This is a genomic window from Nitrospirota bacterium, from assembly GCA_016214855.1.
In the GTDB taxonomy this organism is placed as follows: Bacteria; Nitrospirota; Thermodesulfovibrionia; order Thermodesulfovibrionales; family UBA6898; genus UBA6898.
In genome coordinates this window covers 101265-118394 of the sequence record JACRMT010000010.1, presented here as the reverse complement: position 1 = coordinate 118394, position 17130 = coordinate 101265, and the positions used below count along the sequence as shown (strand labels likewise).

Below are 17130 nucleotides of genomic sequence, written 5' to 3'. Positions count from 1 at the left end.
TGATGGCAGCCTGAATGGCCTTCTCGATCCTGAAAGATATCACCGATGCCTCGCGCATCATCAATAATTCCTTCTACTGGACATTCGTCTCACCGCTGAGGGGCAAGCCGGTGCGCATCAAAGCCACGATCTCCGAGATGGTCAAGGCCGGATACAACTCTGTACCGATCGTTGCGGTCATCTCTTTTTTTGTCGGCATCATCCTTGCCCTCCAGGCCGCGTACCAGCTGAAGCGGGTTGGTGCGCTGATCTATGTTGCCAATCTTGTAGGCGTTTCGCTCACCAGGGAACTGAGCCCGATCCTGACCGCGATCATTGTTTCGGGAAGGAGCGGTTCTGCCTTTGCTGCCGAGATCGGCTCGATGAAGGCTGCCGAAGAGGTGGATGCGCTCATCACGATGGGCATAAACCCTGTGCGGTTCCTGGTAAGCCCGAAGCTTCTGGCGCTTATGGTCATGGTCCCTGCGCTCACCATTCTCTCAGATGTTATCGGCATCCTGGGCGGTTTTCTTCTCTCGACCTCTGTTTTGGAGATCAATGCCTACAACTACTACCAGCAGACCCTGAATGCCCTTCTGGTGAAGGATGTCTTTACCGGCCTGATCAAGGCATGGGCATTCGGCATTGTGATAACCATCGTAGGCGCTTACCAGGGGTTCAAGGTCGAGGGCGGGGCAGAAGAGGTTGGAAGAAGAACAACCTCTTCGGTCGTCATCTCAATCTTCCTGGTGATCATTTTCGATCTCTTCTTCACGACACTCTTCTACTACTTCACCTGAACAACAACAGGACCTTCAGCGAATCATGTTTTCTTTGGCAGATGGCAGGGCGCCCTGACCCGGCTTGAGCCGCCGCAAATACGTTCGTGTAAGTTCCTGCTCCCTGCGCAATTCTACTGCGGCAGTTGAGTATGGCATGATCTGCAGTTCACGCTTTCTGTCCATGCAACATTTTTGCCGTTATGACACGAAACGTTTGAACAGGTCCTGGTCCCGGCCGTCCACATCGTTCCCGTGTTCAGCGCGCTGATGGCAGTATCGTTCGGTGTTGCACCCGCCTTGTAGCTGAGGGCAGAACGGGACCAGTTGTTGTTCAGTTCATTGACAGTCGTTATGTCATCTCTGAGCTGGCTCTTTGACTTAACCTGAATTGTCTGCAGTGCAATATCCGGTGTACCGTTGACATGGAATGATTTGTCTGCAATAACAGCAATGCCCCGCTCTGTTGCCTGGATTCCATTATGACAATTCAAACAGACGGTATTGAGGTCATTTGAAGCAGTTGTGACCGTATTATAGTGACATATATTGCAGTTGATCGTTGTTGATGAGGCTGCACTGCCATGGCTGGCTGAAACTGGTGTGCCGGCAGCAGCCAGCCCGCTTGTGCCGTTATAGATATTGTCGAAATGTATGCCGACCACATGCAGGCCGTGCGCCGGAGATCCGGCAGGCTGCCCTGCGCTATTGGGTGAGTTGCCATGACAGCCGCTGCAGGCCCCTGCCGTGAACGTGCTGCCCCACTGCGGCGTCTGAACAAAGGTCGGAGACGCCATGCCGTTGCTGTGGCAGTAGATCCCGTTGCATTGAAGGGCAGCACCTGCGCCGCTGACCGAAGGCCCGGAATTTCTGCTCTTCAGAGTACCGCCATCAGCAGGGTTCAGGCTCAGATCAACGATGCCGTTGCCGTGATTTGCAACATTAGTGGGGTGGCAGTTGCCGCAGCCAAACGCATAGCTCGCTGCATTTGATACCACTTCAGTGCTTCCATAGATCTGCGAAAGCAGACCGGCATTCTGTATGTGTGAAGCGTGGGCCCCGCTGTTAGGCGCAAAGCCGTGGCAGCTATTGCAGCCCATAGGAAGACCGCCCCAGGCGGGGGCAGTGTAATTGCCCTTGCCATCACTATGGCACTGAGTCGAGCAGGTGCCGCCGTTAGCAGCAAAGGTATAGCCGGCTATTTTAGCGCCTCGTACATTGTATGCCTTGTTCAGATGATATACCAATCCAAAACTCGGGATATTGTTGGAAGCGTCCACGGTCAGGTCATGACAATCAACACATGCGTAGCCGCTTTCAACTACATGTTTATTATGGCTGTTCTTTTTCGGGGTCCCGTTAGCATATGAAGGACCGGTCACGGTGCCTCCGCTATGGCAGCTGTCGCAGGCCTGAGCTCCTGCTCCCCAGGTTGGCGAGATATTTACCGGGATAGTGCCGGTCGAAATTGATGTGCCGTCACTGTGGCAATAGGTGTTTGAGCAGTTGGTAAAACCGTTTGCCGGTGCCCCTGTCGGATCATTGTATGTAGCAGCCACGCCTCCGAAGAGATCGGCAAAACGGACATTGATGACACCGTTTGCGTGCGATGGGTCAGGATAGCCGTTATGACACTTTGTACAATAATTCGGATCAAGACTTCCGTTTCCGGTGCTGTGACAGACGGCACATTTATCGATCCAGTCGCCAGGTGCGATCGTCGTGGTAACGGTGAATATGTAGGAAAGATGCTTTGAATGTGAACCGCTGCTGATCCATGGCGCACCCGCAGGAGCAGGGTTGTTATAGTAATGAACCCCTGGGCCTGTGTCATGGCAGCTGTTGCAGACAGAGGTGCTGCCCCATACCGGAGGTTTGTAGTCGGCAGAATTCGGCGTGAGCGCCCCGCCGGTAGATGTCTGCACGATACTGTGGCAATAGAGATTGTTACAGGTGCCGTATGTGCGTATTGTCCCGTCTGAAGGAGATACTGTCCCGCTTGCAATGCTATAGGCGGCTGAGCCGTTGTTAACCCTCATATCAGCCGGGTCAAAGCTCCATTCGATAGAGCCGTTGGCATGTTTTGCTTTGTCATTGACCGTGTAGCCAGATGGTCCCGTGCCGCCAATGATCCCCTTGTGGCACATGGTACATGCGTAGTCATGCTCCCCGCTGCCTGCGTGAACGAAATGAGAACCACTGGTGGGAGAAACAGAGTTCGATCCGTTGTGGCACGTTCCGCAGGCGCTGCTGGCAGCACTTCCCCAGGTAGGCGTTGCGTTTTTGCCGCTGCCGGGATAATTTCCGTGACAGTACACGTTCGAGCAGGTGCCGTTTGAGTTCTTAAAAGTGACCGAACCCGGAGGCAAGGGGTTATCCCCGCCTGTATAAGACCCCGGTGCATACGTTCCTCCCGTTGGCAGTTTCAGGTCAACAGTTCCATCCTGGTTTGCAAGATGGTCAGAATTATTGTTGCTGTGACAGATACCGCAGTCAAAGACATAACCGGCTGCTGTCGAACGGTTTGCCACAGATGTGTAGCTGGAAGGCAGGCCCCCTGAAACGGCATTATAGTGCCTGGCGTGCGATGCAGCATATACAGCAGGTGCGTTTGTATCGGTGCCGCTGCCGGGAGGAGCTCCATGGCAGCTGTTGCAGGCTGAAGCATCCTTAAAGCCGAGGCTATGGGGATGGCAGGTGATGCAGTCCGTATTATTATTATGGTCAAGATTCGTCTGGCCTGATGTGTTATAGCGGTGATAGCTGGTTGCGCTGTGGCAGACTTCGCATATCTTCTGTGATGTTGCATGGCCTGCGGTATCATCACCAAAACCGTTTGGCGTTGTAGTGCTCTGAAATACCGGGGCCTGCCCCGCTGTTTCTGCAGAGAAACGCTGCGCAGGGGCATTCGGAGCTGTAATTACCGCGTCCTTTACCCGTTTTATGTTGGCAGTTGTCCTGGTATGACAGGTTTCACAGTCTATCTGGCCGTACTGGCCTGTCGGCGTACCCCAGTCGCCTGACCATTTTGTTGTCCCGGGGAAACGGTTGCTGTTATGCAGCAGTGTGAGGTCCCAGCCGGCCGAGATCTGGATCGTCTGGGGATTGCTTCCGTTTATGCCGTCACTATCCGTGTACGTTGTCCTTACCGTGTAACACTGATTATTGATCAGTCCGCTTATGGCAGTCGTATAGGGCGATGCACTGTGTGCTGCGTTTGTCACCCAGTTTGTCCATGTCGAGGCTGCGCATGTCTTGTAATCAACGGTATAGGTATTGTTGGCATTGTCATCTCCGGTATAGGGCATGAATACCCTGATGGCTGTGGTCCCCACTGCCTCTGCGGTTACTGTGCCGACACTTGTCGTATTTGCGCCGTATGCTGCTGTCGTAAACGAGACGGTGACAATAAAAAAGAATAGCGCTGCAGCAGTGTGACAGGAATACTTGATTAATTCAGTTAAGGCGGAAAAACAGCTGTCCCCGGATTTCATGGCATTTGTCCCCCGATATTAAGATTCTTAATAAATCTATAAAAAACAATATGATATACTGCCTGAGCCGTGCTTATTCTAAGGAAACGGTGGCCTATTTGCAAACGATTTTTTTATTGCCAAACTGCGGCTCAGGCTATATGCCAATAGCTTGACCTCTCCTGCGCGTGAGGCATTGGCCGTTGACTCTCTCTTGTGCTATTCTTAGATACGTGTAAATCTGAAAACCTGGTAACAGAGAGACTTGTATGGCATTGACCGGAGACCTGGCACAGTTACATATCACAGATATTATTCAGCTGATTCATACCACAAGACAGTCCGGCAATTTATCCGTTGCAGGAAGCAAGGGTGAAAGCCGGATCATTTTCAGCAACGGATACATTGTCGGTGCGAATCATCTGAGCAGCCGTGTCCGGATCGGCTCGGTCCTTGTCGGCATGAAGGCCATAACTTCTGAAGATCTGCAATTCGCCCTTGATACGCAGAAGAAAGCAGGCGTCAATCGCAGCCCTCTGGTCAGTACATTGAAGCAGCTCGGCAGACTCAAGGACGATGCTGCCTTCAAGGCGCTCAAGAAACTGATCGAGATCACCGTGGTAGAACTGATCAGCTGGAAAGAAGGAACCTTTACCTTTGATGCAGATGCCATTGCTGTTTCGGCTGACTGCAGATATCATCCCGGAGAGATGGAGCAGGAGCAGAGTTTTGACGCCCAGATGGTATTGATGGATGCCCTGCGTGTTTTTGATGAACGGGAGCGGGACCGCATGTCCGGTGCCGCAGTGCCGACCGATGAGGACCTGTACGCCGAGGTCCTTCCTTCTTCATCTTCTTCTGATCCTGCTTCGAATAAGCCGGTAATCACTGCCGATATCCTCGGTCTTGCTGACCTTGATCAGCTGGAAAACAGGATCCCGGTCAAGGTCGTTGTTTCCGAGGAGTTCGATCCGGTAACTATTCATCGCAGGATAATCCGCAGGATCCTGAACGATTTTCCGGCTGAAGAGCAGGAGAAGCTGGTTGTTTTTCTGAAAGATGCCACGGACAGCGGATCCTATTATGAAGGGACCGGCCGGCAGAATCGTCATGCCATGGCCGTAATCCTCTTCAGCGGAGATGAACTGCTTACCCATTCGCTGATGACCGTATGCAAAAATGACGGCATCAGCATATTCGGGGTAAGTCAGGAGACTGACATTGAACGTGTTATCGAGCAGTGTTACAAGATGAGCATTCAGCCGGTCCTGGTTTTTGACGCACCTGATGAGGCAGCCGCCGGCTTGTCTGAAACAGATATGACCGCAGGCAGGCTTCTTATACGAAGCATCCATCCGCATATATCATTTGTTCAGCTCTTGCCTCCCGGCTCTTACCAATATGCCCTGCATTGCCTCGGTGAAGGTGTAAGGACGATATTTCCTAAACCCGACCGCATGGTTGCCAGGGAGACCTTTATTGCCGACATGATCATGTTCCTTGAGGCATTCCGGAATGCGGCGAGGTGCATTCTTATCGATCCCAATGCCTCTTCAGCAACAGAGATGCTGAGCGCACTGAAAGAGAAGACCGCTGCTCTTCGTCTGTTGGAAGACCTGGATGAGGTCTCCTCTCTTCTTTTTGAGACGGTCTCTTCAGCCTTTGAGCGCTCTGTCCTTTTTTTTGTGGAAGGTCCTGGTCTTGCGGTAAAGAAGACGTTGATCCCTGCACATGAAAGTTCGTCAACAGAGGATCTGAATCCGCAGCTTGCAGTTCCTTTGGGGAAATACTCTGTTTTTGACGATGTCGTCGAGTCCGGACAGGCCTATTATGGCGAAAGCGATGATGAGGTGCTGCATGGCCAAATCTTCCAGAAGATCGGAGAGCCCCGTAACCGGAAGGTCTTTGTCCTGCCGTTGAAGGTAAGCGGTCAGGTCAAGGTCCTGATCTATGCTGATTTTGGACAGAAAGAGGTAGCGTCTGCCTTTACTGAGGCCTTCGAAGTCCTTGCCGTGGAGGCCGGTTTGATCCTGGAAAATACAAGTTATCGTCAGCAGATATTGAAGACAACAAAAAAATAGATCTGCCCGTCTGATCACGGCAGAATCCGGAGAGGAATGAAAAATGGACAGTTCAACATTAGCGCAGATACTGCAGATCGCTTTTGACAAGAAGGTCTCGGATATCCATTTCGAGGTGGGGGACCCGCCGATGTTCAGGGCCCGCGGCCATCTCATACGGTCAAAGCTCAGCAGTCTGACGAACAGGGACACCGAGTTTGTGGCCTCTACGGTTATGGAGCAGCATAACCGGAAGCTTCCCGAGGACATGAAAGAATTCGATACCTCCTATACACTCGAAAACGTCGGCAGATTCAGGGTCAGCATCTTCCGCCAGCGGGGCAATATCGGCGTGGTCATGAGGACCATTCCGCACAGTATCGCATCGTTTGAAGAGCTGAAGCTCCCACCGGTGCTCGGAAAGATCTCCCAGTCCCCCAACGGGCTGGTGCTGGTGACCGGGCCTACGGGCAACGGCAAATCAACCACGCTGGCTTCGATGATCAAATTTATCAATGACAATTTTCAGTACAATATCATCACCATAGAAGACCCGATCGAGTTTCTCTTTACGTCAAGCAAGAGCTGTATTATTCAGCGGGAGGTCGGCATCGATACCGACAATTTCAGCGGTGCGGTCAGGGCTGCAATGCGTATGAATCCCGATGTCATCATGGTCGGCGAGATGCGCGATCTGGACACCATCGACTCCTGCATCAAGGCGGCAGAGACCGGTCACCTTGTTTTCTCTACGCTCCATACCCTTAATGCAGCCTCAACCATCAACCGGATCGTCGGTTATTTTCCGCCTGATATGCAGGAAAATGTGCGGCACCGGCTTGCCGATATCATCGTTGCGACCATCTCAATTCGTCTTGTCAGGAACAAGACTGATGAAGGTCTCATCCCGGTGCTTGAGATCATGTCAGCCACCAATACCATCAAGGCCTGCATTCGGGACAACCATCTTGACGAGATCGAGCATCACATCGAAAAGGGACGTGACGAGTATCACATGCAGAGCCTGGACCAGCATCTTGTTCAGCTCTGCAGAGACGATGTGATCTCGCTTGAAGAGGCAAAGCGCATATCCCGGTCCACTGATCTGGAACGAAAACTGATGTATTCCTAAGCAGCCGCGGGTTGCAGATAATACCGTTTCTGCTGCGAGTGCGGCAGTCAGACCAACTATCTTCGCAAATTCGTAATAAGGTATAATTTTGCCAATGCTTGAATCTGCCATAGAGGTGACAGGGCTCAGAACACGGTACGGCGATCGGGAGGTGCTGAAAGGCCTCACCTTTGCCATCCCGAAGGGAAAGACCACGGTCATCCTCGGCGGCAGCGGCTGCGGCAAGAGCACGCTTCTGAAACATCTCATCGGTCTGCTCAAGCCTTCTGAGGGCAGCATCAGCATCGGCGGCAGGGAGATTACTGCCCTGACCGATCCGGAGATGGATGAGGTGAGGAGGAAGATGGGCGTGCTGTTTCAGGGGGCTGCGCTTCTGAACTCCATGACCATTGCTGAAAACGTTGCCCTGCCGATCAGTGAGCATACCAAAATAAACGATGCCACGATCCAGATCATGGTGCGCATGAAGCTTGATCTGGTCGGACTTTCAGGCTTCGACCATTTTTATCCATCCCAGCTCTCCGGCGGCATGAAGAAGCGGGCAGGGCTTGCACGGGCACTGGCGCTCGATCCGGAGATGCTCTTTTTTGACGAACCTTCTGCCGGCCTCGATCCGGTCACTGCTGCAGGTCTTGATGATCTGATCCTGAAACTGCAGAAGGCCTTCCGGATGACGATCGTGGTGGTGACCCATGAGCTGCCCAGTGTTTTTGCAATTGCCGATTATGTTATCATGCTCGACAAGGGCCAGGTGCTGTTCTTTGGCCCGCTTGAGGAGCTGAAGGCTTCGGATAATCCCCGTATCAGACAGTTCCTTGAGAGAAGGTGGGAAGAGGAAGAATACTCGCCGGAAGATTATTTCAGGATGATCGCCGGGGATTGAAAGTTGCGGGATATGCATGACCGGGGCACCGGTCGGCAAAGCCCTGCAAAGCGATATGATTTTACTGCATGGCAATTATGGAAGAGGGGGGCGTTTTGAGAGAAGAGATTAAGGCCGGACTGATCATCGTCGTATCCATGTTCCTGCTTACCGCGTTGATAATCCTTATCGGCGGCTCACAGTTCCTTGACAAGTTCGACACCTACTATATCAGGGTGAAGAATGCTGCAGGTCTTGAGCCGGGTGCGCAGGTCAAGTTGGGCGGTGTGCGGGTCGGCAGGGTGGTCAGTGTCAAAGAGCCGCAGGGAGCCGGGGAGTCCGTTGTTGTCGAGATCGGCATCAAACAGGGCAAGCCGATCTACAAGGGCACCAAGGCGTCTGTAACGCAGGTCGGATTTGTCGGCGATATTTATCTGCTGCTTTCTGTCAATGATACGGTCAATGAACGGATCAAGGTCGGCGATGTGATACCGTCAGAAGAGGTTGTTGATTTCGGTATCATCATGGCAAAGGTCGAAGGTCTATCAAAATCACTCGATAATCTTATCCAAGACGTGAACAAGGTTTTCAGCCCCCAGAACGTAAAGCAGGTTGAATCCCTGCTTAAAAATACCGATAAGGCGATCGTTTCGGCAACGGCCAATATCGATAAAATGACCGCTGACATCAGGACCACAGCGGACAGGCTTTCAAGAGTGCTTGATGAGCTCGAAGGTCTTGTGAAGAACAATAAGGGTGAGTTTACACAGGTGCTGAAGAAGGCCCGTGAAGCCCTTGACAAGGCCGAAGGCATGCTTTCGAGCATCGAGAAGTCTTCAAAGACCGTTGACAGGGCAGTTGAGCATCAGTCACAGAATCTTGATGCGCTGCTCAATTCCATGACACGGACGACTGACGAGCTTCAGGATCTTATCCACGAGATAAAGAGCAAACCCTGGAGTATCATCTATAAAGAAGGGAAGGGTGAGTAATATGCTGCGGAGAGGTATTGTTCTGCTCGGTATTATCTTATTGGCTGCATGTTCCATGCCTGAGACGAGGATATACAGTCTGCATATACCTGCAGATACGAACAGGGCTCTGGCCAGAAAGCAGGCGATGATCACGCTCAGGGTCCAGTCGCCCCGGTATCTGGCGCAGCCTTATATCGCGCACAGGCTTTCCCCCTATCAGCTTGATATATCCCGGTATGCGAAATGGGATTCCGCTCCTGTTGAAATGGTCAGAGAGATCTTCAGGGATTCACTGTCAGTCGCGTATCAGGACGTGAGGGCGTCGAATTTTGCCGCTGAAGGCTCATTTGTGCTTGCCATCAACCTTAAGAGATTCGAAAGGGTTGATGACGCGTATGCTGAACTGGCATTCGATGCAGTGCTTTTATCTGCTGAGGGCAAAGAAATACAGCGCTTTGAACAGCGGAAAAAGGTGCAGCTCGATACGCAGGATTCTGCAGGACTTGCAAAAGGTTTGAGCGCTGCGCTGAATGAGTCGGTCAATGAAGTAGTGGCAGGACTGGGGAGTAAAATTTAGCGAAGCGTTAAGCGTGTCATTTCGGCCTGGCTGTGCCCGACGTTTGGGTACCCGTGAAACAAAAGACTCATAAAAACAGACTGTTTGAAGAAGTGCATGAAACGGCAAAGGACCTTCACGACCTTGGATTTATAGACAAGAGGGCGTTACAAACATATGAAGCGCTCTGTCTTGAACCGGTGCCCAACTACGACCCTAAGCAGATACGCAAGATGAGGCAACGTTATAAAATTAGCCAGGCGGTGCTGGCAGCCATACTCAACACCAGCCTCTCTACGGTTCAGAAATGGGAGATCGGCGACAAACATCCGGGCGGGCCGTCGTTGAAACTGCTTAATATTCTTGACCGCAAGGGAATTGGAGCCCTGGTATAAGATAGACTTTACGTGCTGGCCTTGTCTATTGACATTGCGTTACAGGCGCCGTTAATCAGATGTTCCTGTGAGAAGTAAGCTCGGGTCAAGGAAAATGATTTTGACTTTGTCGGAACTCGACTTTATTGGCAAGATAGCCAGTCTCAAGCCTTATTTGCTGGGATGCAATTATGACTGCCTGTTGCGGTAATCCCTGTATCCAAACTTTCTGACCACTTCTATTCTCCCTCCCTTTCTGAGCACCGCTATATCAGGCAGGTTAATGCCATTAAACGTGGTGTTCTTCACGATGCTGTACAGGGCCATGTCAGAAAAGACCAGCTTATCGCCCCGCTGCAGCGGCTTGTCAAAGGAGTAATCGCCGATAACATCTCCCGCAAGACAGCTCGGGCCCGCAAGCCGGTATCGGTATTCCTTTTCATTCTTATCGCCTGATCCAAGTATGAGAGGTCTGTAAGGCATAAGCAGCACATCCGGCATATGCGTTTCTGCTGAGGTATCCATGATCGCGACATCCTTCCTGTTTTTTACAATATCCAGAACCGATGAGATCAGCACGCCTGCATTGTGAACGCTGGCCTCGCCCGGTTCGAGATATACCTGAACCCCGTACTTATTCTTGAAATCGTTTATGAGCCTGATCAGAAGTTCTCTGTCGTAATCATCCCGCGTTATGTGATGGCCGCCTCCAAAATTCACCCATCTTAGACCGCTGATGTATTTCCCGTAAAGCTTTTCAAACGATTTCAAGATCCTTTCGAGCACGTCAGCATTCTGCTGGCACATGGCATGAAAGTGCAGGCCGTTGACAATGCCTCTGTGCCTGGGGAATTCCTGTCTGAACAGGGAGTGCACTATCCCCAATCTCGAATAGGGAGCGCAGGGGTTATATATTTCCGTTTCAACCTCGGAATAACCCGGATTTATCCTGAGGCCGATTTCGACGCCGCTCTTCCTTGCAGTCTTTCCGAATTTCTGAAGCTGATAGAATGAGTTGAATATGACTGAGTCTGAATACTTCAGGATAGTCCTGAACTCGGTATCCCGATACGCCGCGCTGAATGTATGCACTTCCTTTTTGAATTCTTCATGGCCAAGCCTCGCTTCATGCAGGCCGCTTGCACAGACGCCGTCAAGATAACCGGACATCATCGGGAAGGTGGCAAAAGAGGCATATGCTTTTAGTGCATGGAAGACCTTGCAACCCGTGCGCTCTTTCACAGAGCGCAAGACCTTCATATTTCTTTCGATGAGAGTTTCGTCTAACAGATACACCGGGGTTTCGATTGGCCCCCTTGCAATCCTGATGAACCTGTCTTCATCTTGTGTGTTCATCGGCAGCTTCAGATCTTATCAGGCATGGCAGCATGTTCAACGATCTGCCAGGGGAGGCCGTAGGTATTCAATGCCTCCATGAACTTGTCCGGATCCAGTTGTTCTACGTTGTAGACGCCGGCTCCCTGCCAGACCCCTGTGAGGACCATCATTGCCCCGATCATTGCAGGGACGCCGGTAGTGTAAGCGATTGCCTGTGTTCCGGTTTCCTTAAAGGCCTCTTCATGGTCGCAGATATTGTAGATATAGCGGGTAAGGGCCTTCCCATCCCTTTTCCCGGTCATGATGTTGCCGATGACGGTTTTACCGGTATATTTTGTTCCGAGAGATGAGGGTTCAGGCAGCAAGGCCTTAAGGAATTTTATCGGCACGATCTTTCGTCCGTCATACTCAACCTCGTCTATCCTGGTCATGCCCACGTTCTGGAGCACCCTGAGATGGTTGAGGTAATTTTCCGAGAAGGTCATCCAGAATCTGGCCTTTTTCAGTCCCCGTATGTTCAGAGCAAGAGACTCAAGTTCCTCATGATACAGAAGATAGCTGTCCTGGGGACCGGCAACGGGATAATCAAAGCTGAAATGCACGCTCTCTTTTTCTATTATCGCAGGCGTTTCGATCCATTTCCCGTTATCCCAGTGACGAACAACCTGCGTCACTTCACGGATATTTATCTCCGGATTGAAGTTCGTTGCAAAGGCATGACCGTGGCTTCCTGCATTGCAATCTAATATATCCAGATAATTGATCTCATCAAAGAGATGCTTCTGGGCATACGCAGTAAAGACATTCGTTACACCCGGGTCAAACCCGGAGCCGAGCACTGCCATTAAGCCTTTCTGTCTGAATCTCTCCTGATATGCCCATTGCCAGCTGTATTCAAAGTGGGCCACATCCAGCGGTTCATAATTGGCAGTATCTATGTAGTGCACACCCGTCTCAAGGCAGGCATCCATAATATGAAGATCCTGATACGGAAGCGCAAGATTAAGGACAAGGTCAGGCTGATAGATCTCTATCAAAGCAGCCAGTTCCGGTACATTGTCTGCATCCACCTGCGCTGTTTTAATGTCTCTGCCGTATCTCTGCTTAATGTCTTTTCTGATCGCCTCACATTTCGAGACTGTCCTGCTTGCAACCATTATTTCCCTGAATACGTCGGGTATCTGTGCGCACTTGTGCGCTGCAACGGTCGCCACACCTCCTGCCCCTATAATCATTATCCTGCCACGGTTGGTGGTATTATTCATGAACGCTCTCCTGTTTTTTACGTTATCCGTTATTATACCCAAGAATTTGCAGATTATCGATCCAATCAATACCTGATCTCTTATCGGAGTTTAAAAGTATAAAGGCATTAGCTGAAAAATCCCTCCTGTCCTCCCTTGCGTAAGGCACCTACTTCTGGTTGCGAAAGGGAGGTATGATTCCCCTCTTGCTTAAAGCACCTACTGTTGGTTGACAAAGAGGGGTGAGGGGAGATTTTTGAAGCTTGTCAGCTCTACCGTTAAACCCTGTTCAAACAATCCCTCTTTTGTGTAAAATCGTTCTATGAAACGTTATGACGATGTGATCGATTTTCACGGACATTCCTGCCCTGGCCTTGCCCTGGGCTATCGGGTATCACAGAGGGCGCTTAAGGAACTGAAAAGCCGTTCAGAAGACGAGGAGATCGTTGCCATTGTTGAGAATAATTCCTGTGCCGTCGATGCAGTTCAGGTGATGACCGGCTGCACCTTCGGAAAGGGCAATCTTATTTTCAGGGACTATGGCAAACATATCTATACCTTTGTCCGGAGGCCTTCAGGCAGGAGCATCAGAATAGCGGTCATCTGGGAGAAGCCGGCCGAGACGAAAGAGGAAAAAAAGCATTGGGACCTCTATGCAAAAGGTGACAGGTCAAAGAAGGTGCTTGATTTCGTGCATTCACGCAAAGCGGCGAGAACAAACCAGATCCTCGATGCCGGCGACGACGAGCTTTTCGTTGTAACAAAAGGGAAGAGTATGCTGCCGCCTGAGGCGGAGATCTACGAGAGCATCAGGTGCTCAGCCTGCGGCGAAAAGGTTGCAGCGCCAAAGGCAATACAGCGGGACGAAATTTCGCTCTGCGTTCCCTGTGCTGAACAGAAAGGAAAGAAAAGATGAAAGAGATCATAGAGAAGGCAGAAGTGCTGATCGATGCGCTGCCCTATATCAGGAATTTTTACGGCAAGACCTTTGTTATCAAATACGGCGGCGCTGCACAGACAAAAGACGAACTGAAGGAATCTTTTGCCAAAGATGTTGCCATGCTCAATTTCATCGGTATCAGGATCGTGATCGTTCACGGTGGCGGCCCCAAGATATCGGCTACCATGGAGAAGATGGGGAAGAAACCTGCATTTGTTCACGGCCAGCGGGTCACTGATCAGGAGACCATGGATATTGTCGAAATGGTCCTCGGCGGTTTGGTGAACAAGGAGATCGTTTCTCTTATAAACAGGCATGGCGGCAGGGCGGTCGGTCTGAGCGGCAAGGACGGAGGTCTGATCACGGCGCAGAAGAAGATCATCAAGAAAGTGACACCCGAGACCGGCGTGAGCGAGATCGTAGACCTCGGCCTGGTGGGTGAGGTCACCAGGATTGACCCTTCGATCCTCGACGGACTCGAAAAGAGCGGCTTTATCCCTGTCATCGCTCCCATAGGCGTGGGCTCAAAGGGACAGACGCTGAATATCAATGCCGATTATGTCGCCTCTGCTGTCGCTTCGGCCCTTAAGGCAGAGAAACTGATCCTTCTGACCGATGTTGCAGGGCTGCTCGATAAGAAAGGGAAGGTCATATCTACCCTGAACAAGAGTAAGATCCCGGGACTGATAAAAGACGGGACCATAACCGGCGGCATGCTGCCGAAGGTGCAGGCATGCATCAATGCGCTACAGGGGGGGGCGGGCAAGACCCATATTGTTGATGGAAGAGTCCCGCACTGTCTTCTGCTTGAGATCTTCACCAAAGAGGGTATCGGCACGGAAATCCTCGGCGCGTAATGTCAAAGGCTGAAGCAGGGATGATGAAGACCAGGAAGAATATCGTGCTCGTCGGCGACCGGGTTCTGATCGACCTTGACGACAAGATGGAAAGGACATCGGCCGGACTCTACCTTCCTGCAACGGTAAAGGAGAAAGAGAAGGTGCATGGCGGGTACGTCGTTAAGGCAGGTCCCGGGTACCCTGTTCATGACCCTAATACTTCTGATGAGCCCTGGGTAGCGAAGAAGCGCCAGGATCTCAAATACATCCCTCTCCAGGCGACAGAAGGCGATTATGCCATTTTCCTCAGGGAGTCTGCAGTGGAGATAGAGTTTGAGGGCAAGAAATACGTTATTGTACCTCATTCTTCTATCCTTGCCCTGGTTCGCACGGAACTGGTCAACGAATGATTGAGATCCTCCTTGTCGTTTCGATCATGGGGATCATTGCAGTTGCCGTCATGAGCTTTCAGCTTTTGAAGCGGGACGCAGCACCGCTCTGGGATCAGGCAAAGACAAAGATTGATGGCCTTGAAAGGAATCAGGAGAGGCTCGAACGCACGGTCAAGGAAGAGATTAGCCGGAACAGGGAAGAGGCAGGCAGCTCTTCGCGCAGCCTGAGGGAGGAGATGATTAACTCCCTCAAGAGTTTTAATGATTCGCTTCTGAACCAGATGCAGAAGATATCCAGCCTCCAGAATGAACAGTTCGGCACCTTTACCCAGCAACTCAATACCCTGACACAGTCAAATGAGCAGCGCCTCGAAAAGATGCGTCTGACGGTTGAAGAGAAGCTGAAATCGCTTCAGGAAGACAACTCCCAGAAGCTTGAGAAGATGCGTCAGACAGTCGACGAAAAGCTCCACGCAACACTCGAGAAAAGGCTTGGCGAGTCCTTCAAGCTGGTGAGCGAACGGCTCGAACTGGTGCATAAGGGGCTTGGTGAGATGCAGAGCCTTGCTATTGGCGTTGGCGATCTCAAGAAAGTCCTTTCGAATGTAAAGACGCGGGGAATCCTTGGTGAATTCCAGCTCGGCAGCATCCTGGAGCAGATACTTGCTCCTGAGCAATATGCAAAGAATGTGGCGACAAAGAAGGGGAGCAGGGAGAATGTCGAATTTGCGATCATATTGCCGGGCAAGGATGACAATGGCGGGGTTGTCTATCTGCCGCTCGATTCAAAGTTTCCGGTAGAAAATTATCATAGTCTCCTGGAAGCCTACGATCATGGTGATCATGCTACTTTGGAGGAGGCGTCCAAACAGCTCGAAGCCACGATAAAGAAATGTGCACGGGACATCAGGGACAAGTATCTTGACCCTCCCGGCACCACAGACTTTGGCATCATGTTCCTTCCGTTTGAAGGACTGTATGCCGAGGTGGTGAAAAGGACCGGACTGATCGAAATACTCCAGCGGGAATTTAAAGTCATTATTACCGGCCCTACAACACTTGCCGCCATTCTGAACAGTCTTCAGATGGGTTTCAGGACCCTTGCCATAGAAAAACGTTCAAGCGAGGTCTGGACGCTCTTGAGCGCAGTAAAGACGGAATTTGGCAAGTTCGGCGATATCCTCGAGAAGACGCAGAAAAAGCTGCAGGAGGCAAGTAATACGATTGAAGATGCGGCAAAGAAATCCCGGACCATAGAGAAGAAACTGAAGAACGTCCAGGTCCTGACCGTGGCAGATACGCCGGACCTTCTCTCAAACGCTGACGAGCAGTAGCGGGCAGCGGCGGAGACCGATGGCAAAGAAGAGATCAGCCCTGAAAAGAGTCATCAGCGTTTCCGTTCTTCTGCTTGCAGCCTTTATTGCCTTCCATTTCGTCTATCCGGATGTAACGAGACTGCGTAAAGAGAACCCGAAAAAAAGTGCCTTCATGGAATACCGGGAGGCGGAATGGGCGCGGGCAGGAAAGAAATATAAGATCAGGCAGGTCTGGGTGCCCTATGGCGCCATATCCCCCTATCTGATCAAGGCCGTGCTGATCGGCGAGGACGACAAGTTCTGGCAGCATGAGGGCTTTGATTATGAGGCCATGCAGAAGGCTATTGAGAAAGATATCAAGGCGAAGAAGTTCAAACTCGGCGGCAGTACCATAAGTCAGCAGCTTGCAAAGAATCTCTATCTCTCGCCCTCTAAAAACCCTCTGAGAAAGTTCAGGGAAGCGATCATCACATGGCGCATGGAACGGGCGCTGCCGAAGAAGAGACTGCTTGAGCTGTATCTCAATGTGGCAGAGTGGAGCGAGGCCGGTATATTCGGGATCGAGGCTGCCTCCCGTCACTATTATGGAAAGTCCGCCTCTGCGCTTGGCCCCGAAGAGGCGAGCCGGCTGGCTGCTGTTCTGCCGAACCCCAGAAAATTCAATCCGCTGGGCAGTTCGCGCTATGTGGTAAACCGGTCCGGACTGATATACAACATCATGGTCAGGCGAGGCATTGTGGTGCCCGAGTTAGAGGAAGTTGAGAAAAATAGTCCTGCAGGACCGGATCAAAATGGACCGCCACTGGTTACGCCTATCGAAGAGACAAAGCCTTCCCCTCAGTAGTTTTTATCGATTTATCTATAAAAACGCT

The 17130-nt window shown here is 51.3% G+C and carries 15 protein-coding genes; 12 read left to right on the top strand and 3 right to left on the bottom strand.

What is annotated here, in order from left to right:
• The first annotated feature begins 14 nt into the window (after window positions 1–14).
• The gene (locus HZB62_09730) at window positions 15–779 is read left to right on the top strand and encodes an ABC transporter permease (protein ID MBI5075425.1); all 765 of its coding nucleotides are present in this window, start codon (window positions 15–17) and stop codon (window positions 777–779) included.
• A gap of 113 nt (window positions 780–892) precedes the next feature.
• Here the strand turns inward: HZB62_09730 and HZB62_09725 are convergent, their stop codons facing one another.
• Window positions 893–4252 carry a CxxxxCH/CxxCH domain-containing protein gene (locus HZB62_09725; GenBank protein MBI5075424.1) on the bottom strand — a complete coding sequence of 1120 codons (3360 nt, stop codon included), beginning with the start codon at window positions 4250–4252 and terminating at the stop codon, window positions 893–895.
• A 248-nt stretch (window positions 4253–4500) separates the two neighbouring features.
• On the opposite strand from HZB62_09725, the gene HZB62_09720 reads away from it, so the two are divergent.
• From HZB62_09720 to HZB62_09695, 6 genes are all read left to right on the top strand, one after another.
• On the top strand, window positions 4501–6312 hold the full coding sequence (locus HZB62_09720) for a DUF4388 domain-containing protein (protein ID MBI5075423.1): 1812 nt from the start codon (window positions 4501–4503) through the stop codon (window positions 6310–6312).
• A gap of 43 nt (window positions 6313–6355) precedes the next feature.
• Entirely contained in the window at window positions 6356–7423 is a 1068-nt protein-coding gene (locus HZB62_09715; GenBank protein ID MBI5075422.1) for a PilT/PilU family type 4a pilus ATPase, read from the top strand.
• A gap of 94 nt (window positions 7424–7517) precedes the next feature.
• The gene (locus HZB62_09710) at window positions 7518–8306 is read left to right on the top strand and encodes an ABC transporter ATP-binding protein (GenBank protein MBI5075421.1); all 789 of its coding nucleotides are present in this window, start codon (window positions 7518–7520) and stop codon (window positions 8304–8306) included.
• A gap of 95 nt (window positions 8307–8401) precedes the next feature.
• Window positions 8402–9277, top strand: a complete 876-nt coding sequence (locus HZB62_09705) for an MCE family protein (GenBank protein MBI5075420.1) — start codon at window positions 8402–8404, stop codon at window positions 9275–9277.
• 1 nt (window position 9278) lies between these two features.
• Window positions 9279–9836 carry a membrane integrity-associated transporter subunit PqiC gene (locus tag HZB62_09700; protein MBI5075419.1) on the top strand — a complete coding sequence of 186 codons (558 nt, stop codon included), beginning with the start codon at window positions 9279–9281 and terminating at the stop codon, window positions 9834–9836.
• A gap of 92 nt (window positions 9837–9928) precedes the next feature.
• The gene (locus tag HZB62_09695) at window positions 9929–10210 is read left to right on the top strand and encodes a helix-turn-helix domain-containing protein (GenBank protein MBI5075418.1); all 282 of its coding nucleotides are present in this window, start codon (window positions 9929–9931) and stop codon (window positions 10208–10210) included.
• Window positions 10211–10378: 168 nt separating this feature from the next.
• On the opposite strand, the gene nspC is transcribed toward HZB62_09695, so the two are convergent.
• Together nspC and HZB62_09685 are read right to left on the bottom strand one after the other, a co-directional pair.
• Complete coding sequence (gene nspC / locus HZB62_09690; protein MBI5075417.1) at window positions 10379–11545, bottom strand: carboxynorspermidine decarboxylase; 1167 nt, start codon at window positions 11543–11545, stop codon at window positions 10379–10381.
• 8 nt (window positions 11546–11553) lie between these two features.
• Window positions 11554–12792 carry a saccharopine dehydrogenase family protein gene (locus tag HZB62_09685; protein MBI5075416.1) on the bottom strand — a complete coding sequence of 413 codons (1239 nt, stop codon included), beginning with the start codon at window positions 12790–12792 and terminating at the stop codon, window positions 11554–11556.
• Window positions 12793–13114: 322 nt separating this feature from the next.
• Between HZB62_09685 and HZB62_09680 the strand changes: the two genes are divergently transcribed.
• From HZB62_09680 to mtgA, 5 genes are read left to right on the top strand one after another with little or no spacing between them, the layout of a single operon-like run.
• A complete protein-coding gene (locus HZB62_09680) occupies window positions 13115–13687 on the top strand; it encodes a TraR/DksA C4-type zinc finger protein (GenBank protein ID MBI5075415.1) in 573 nt (190 codons plus the stop codon).
• A complete protein-coding gene (gene argB / locus HZB62_09675) occupies window positions 13684–14568 on the top strand; it encodes an acetylglutamate kinase (protein ID MBI5075414.1) in 885 nt (294 codons plus the stop codon). Before HZB62_09680 ends, argB begins: the two co-directional genes overlap by 4 nt.
• 23 nt (window positions 14569–14591) lie before the next feature.
• Window positions 14592–14960 carry a co-chaperone GroES gene (locus HZB62_09670; GenBank protein ID MBI5075413.1) on the top strand — a complete coding sequence of 123 codons (369 nt, stop codon included), beginning with the start codon at window positions 14592–14594 and terminating at the stop codon, window positions 14958–14960.
• Complete coding sequence (gene rmuC / locus HZB62_09665; protein ID MBI5075412.1) at window positions 14957–16276, top strand: DNA recombination protein RmuC; 1320 nt, start codon at window positions 14957–14959, stop codon at window positions 16274–16276. Before HZB62_09670 ends, rmuC begins: the two co-directional genes overlap by 4 nt.
• A gap of 19 nt (window positions 16277–16295) precedes the next feature.
• The gene (gene mtgA, locus HZB62_09660; protein MBI5075411.1) at window positions 16296–17102 is read left to right on the top strand and encodes a monofunctional biosynthetic peptidoglycan transglycosylase; all 807 of its coding nucleotides are present in this window, start codon (window positions 16296–16298) and stop codon (window positions 17100–17102) included.
• The last annotated feature ends 28 nt before the right edge of the window (window positions 17103–17130 follow it).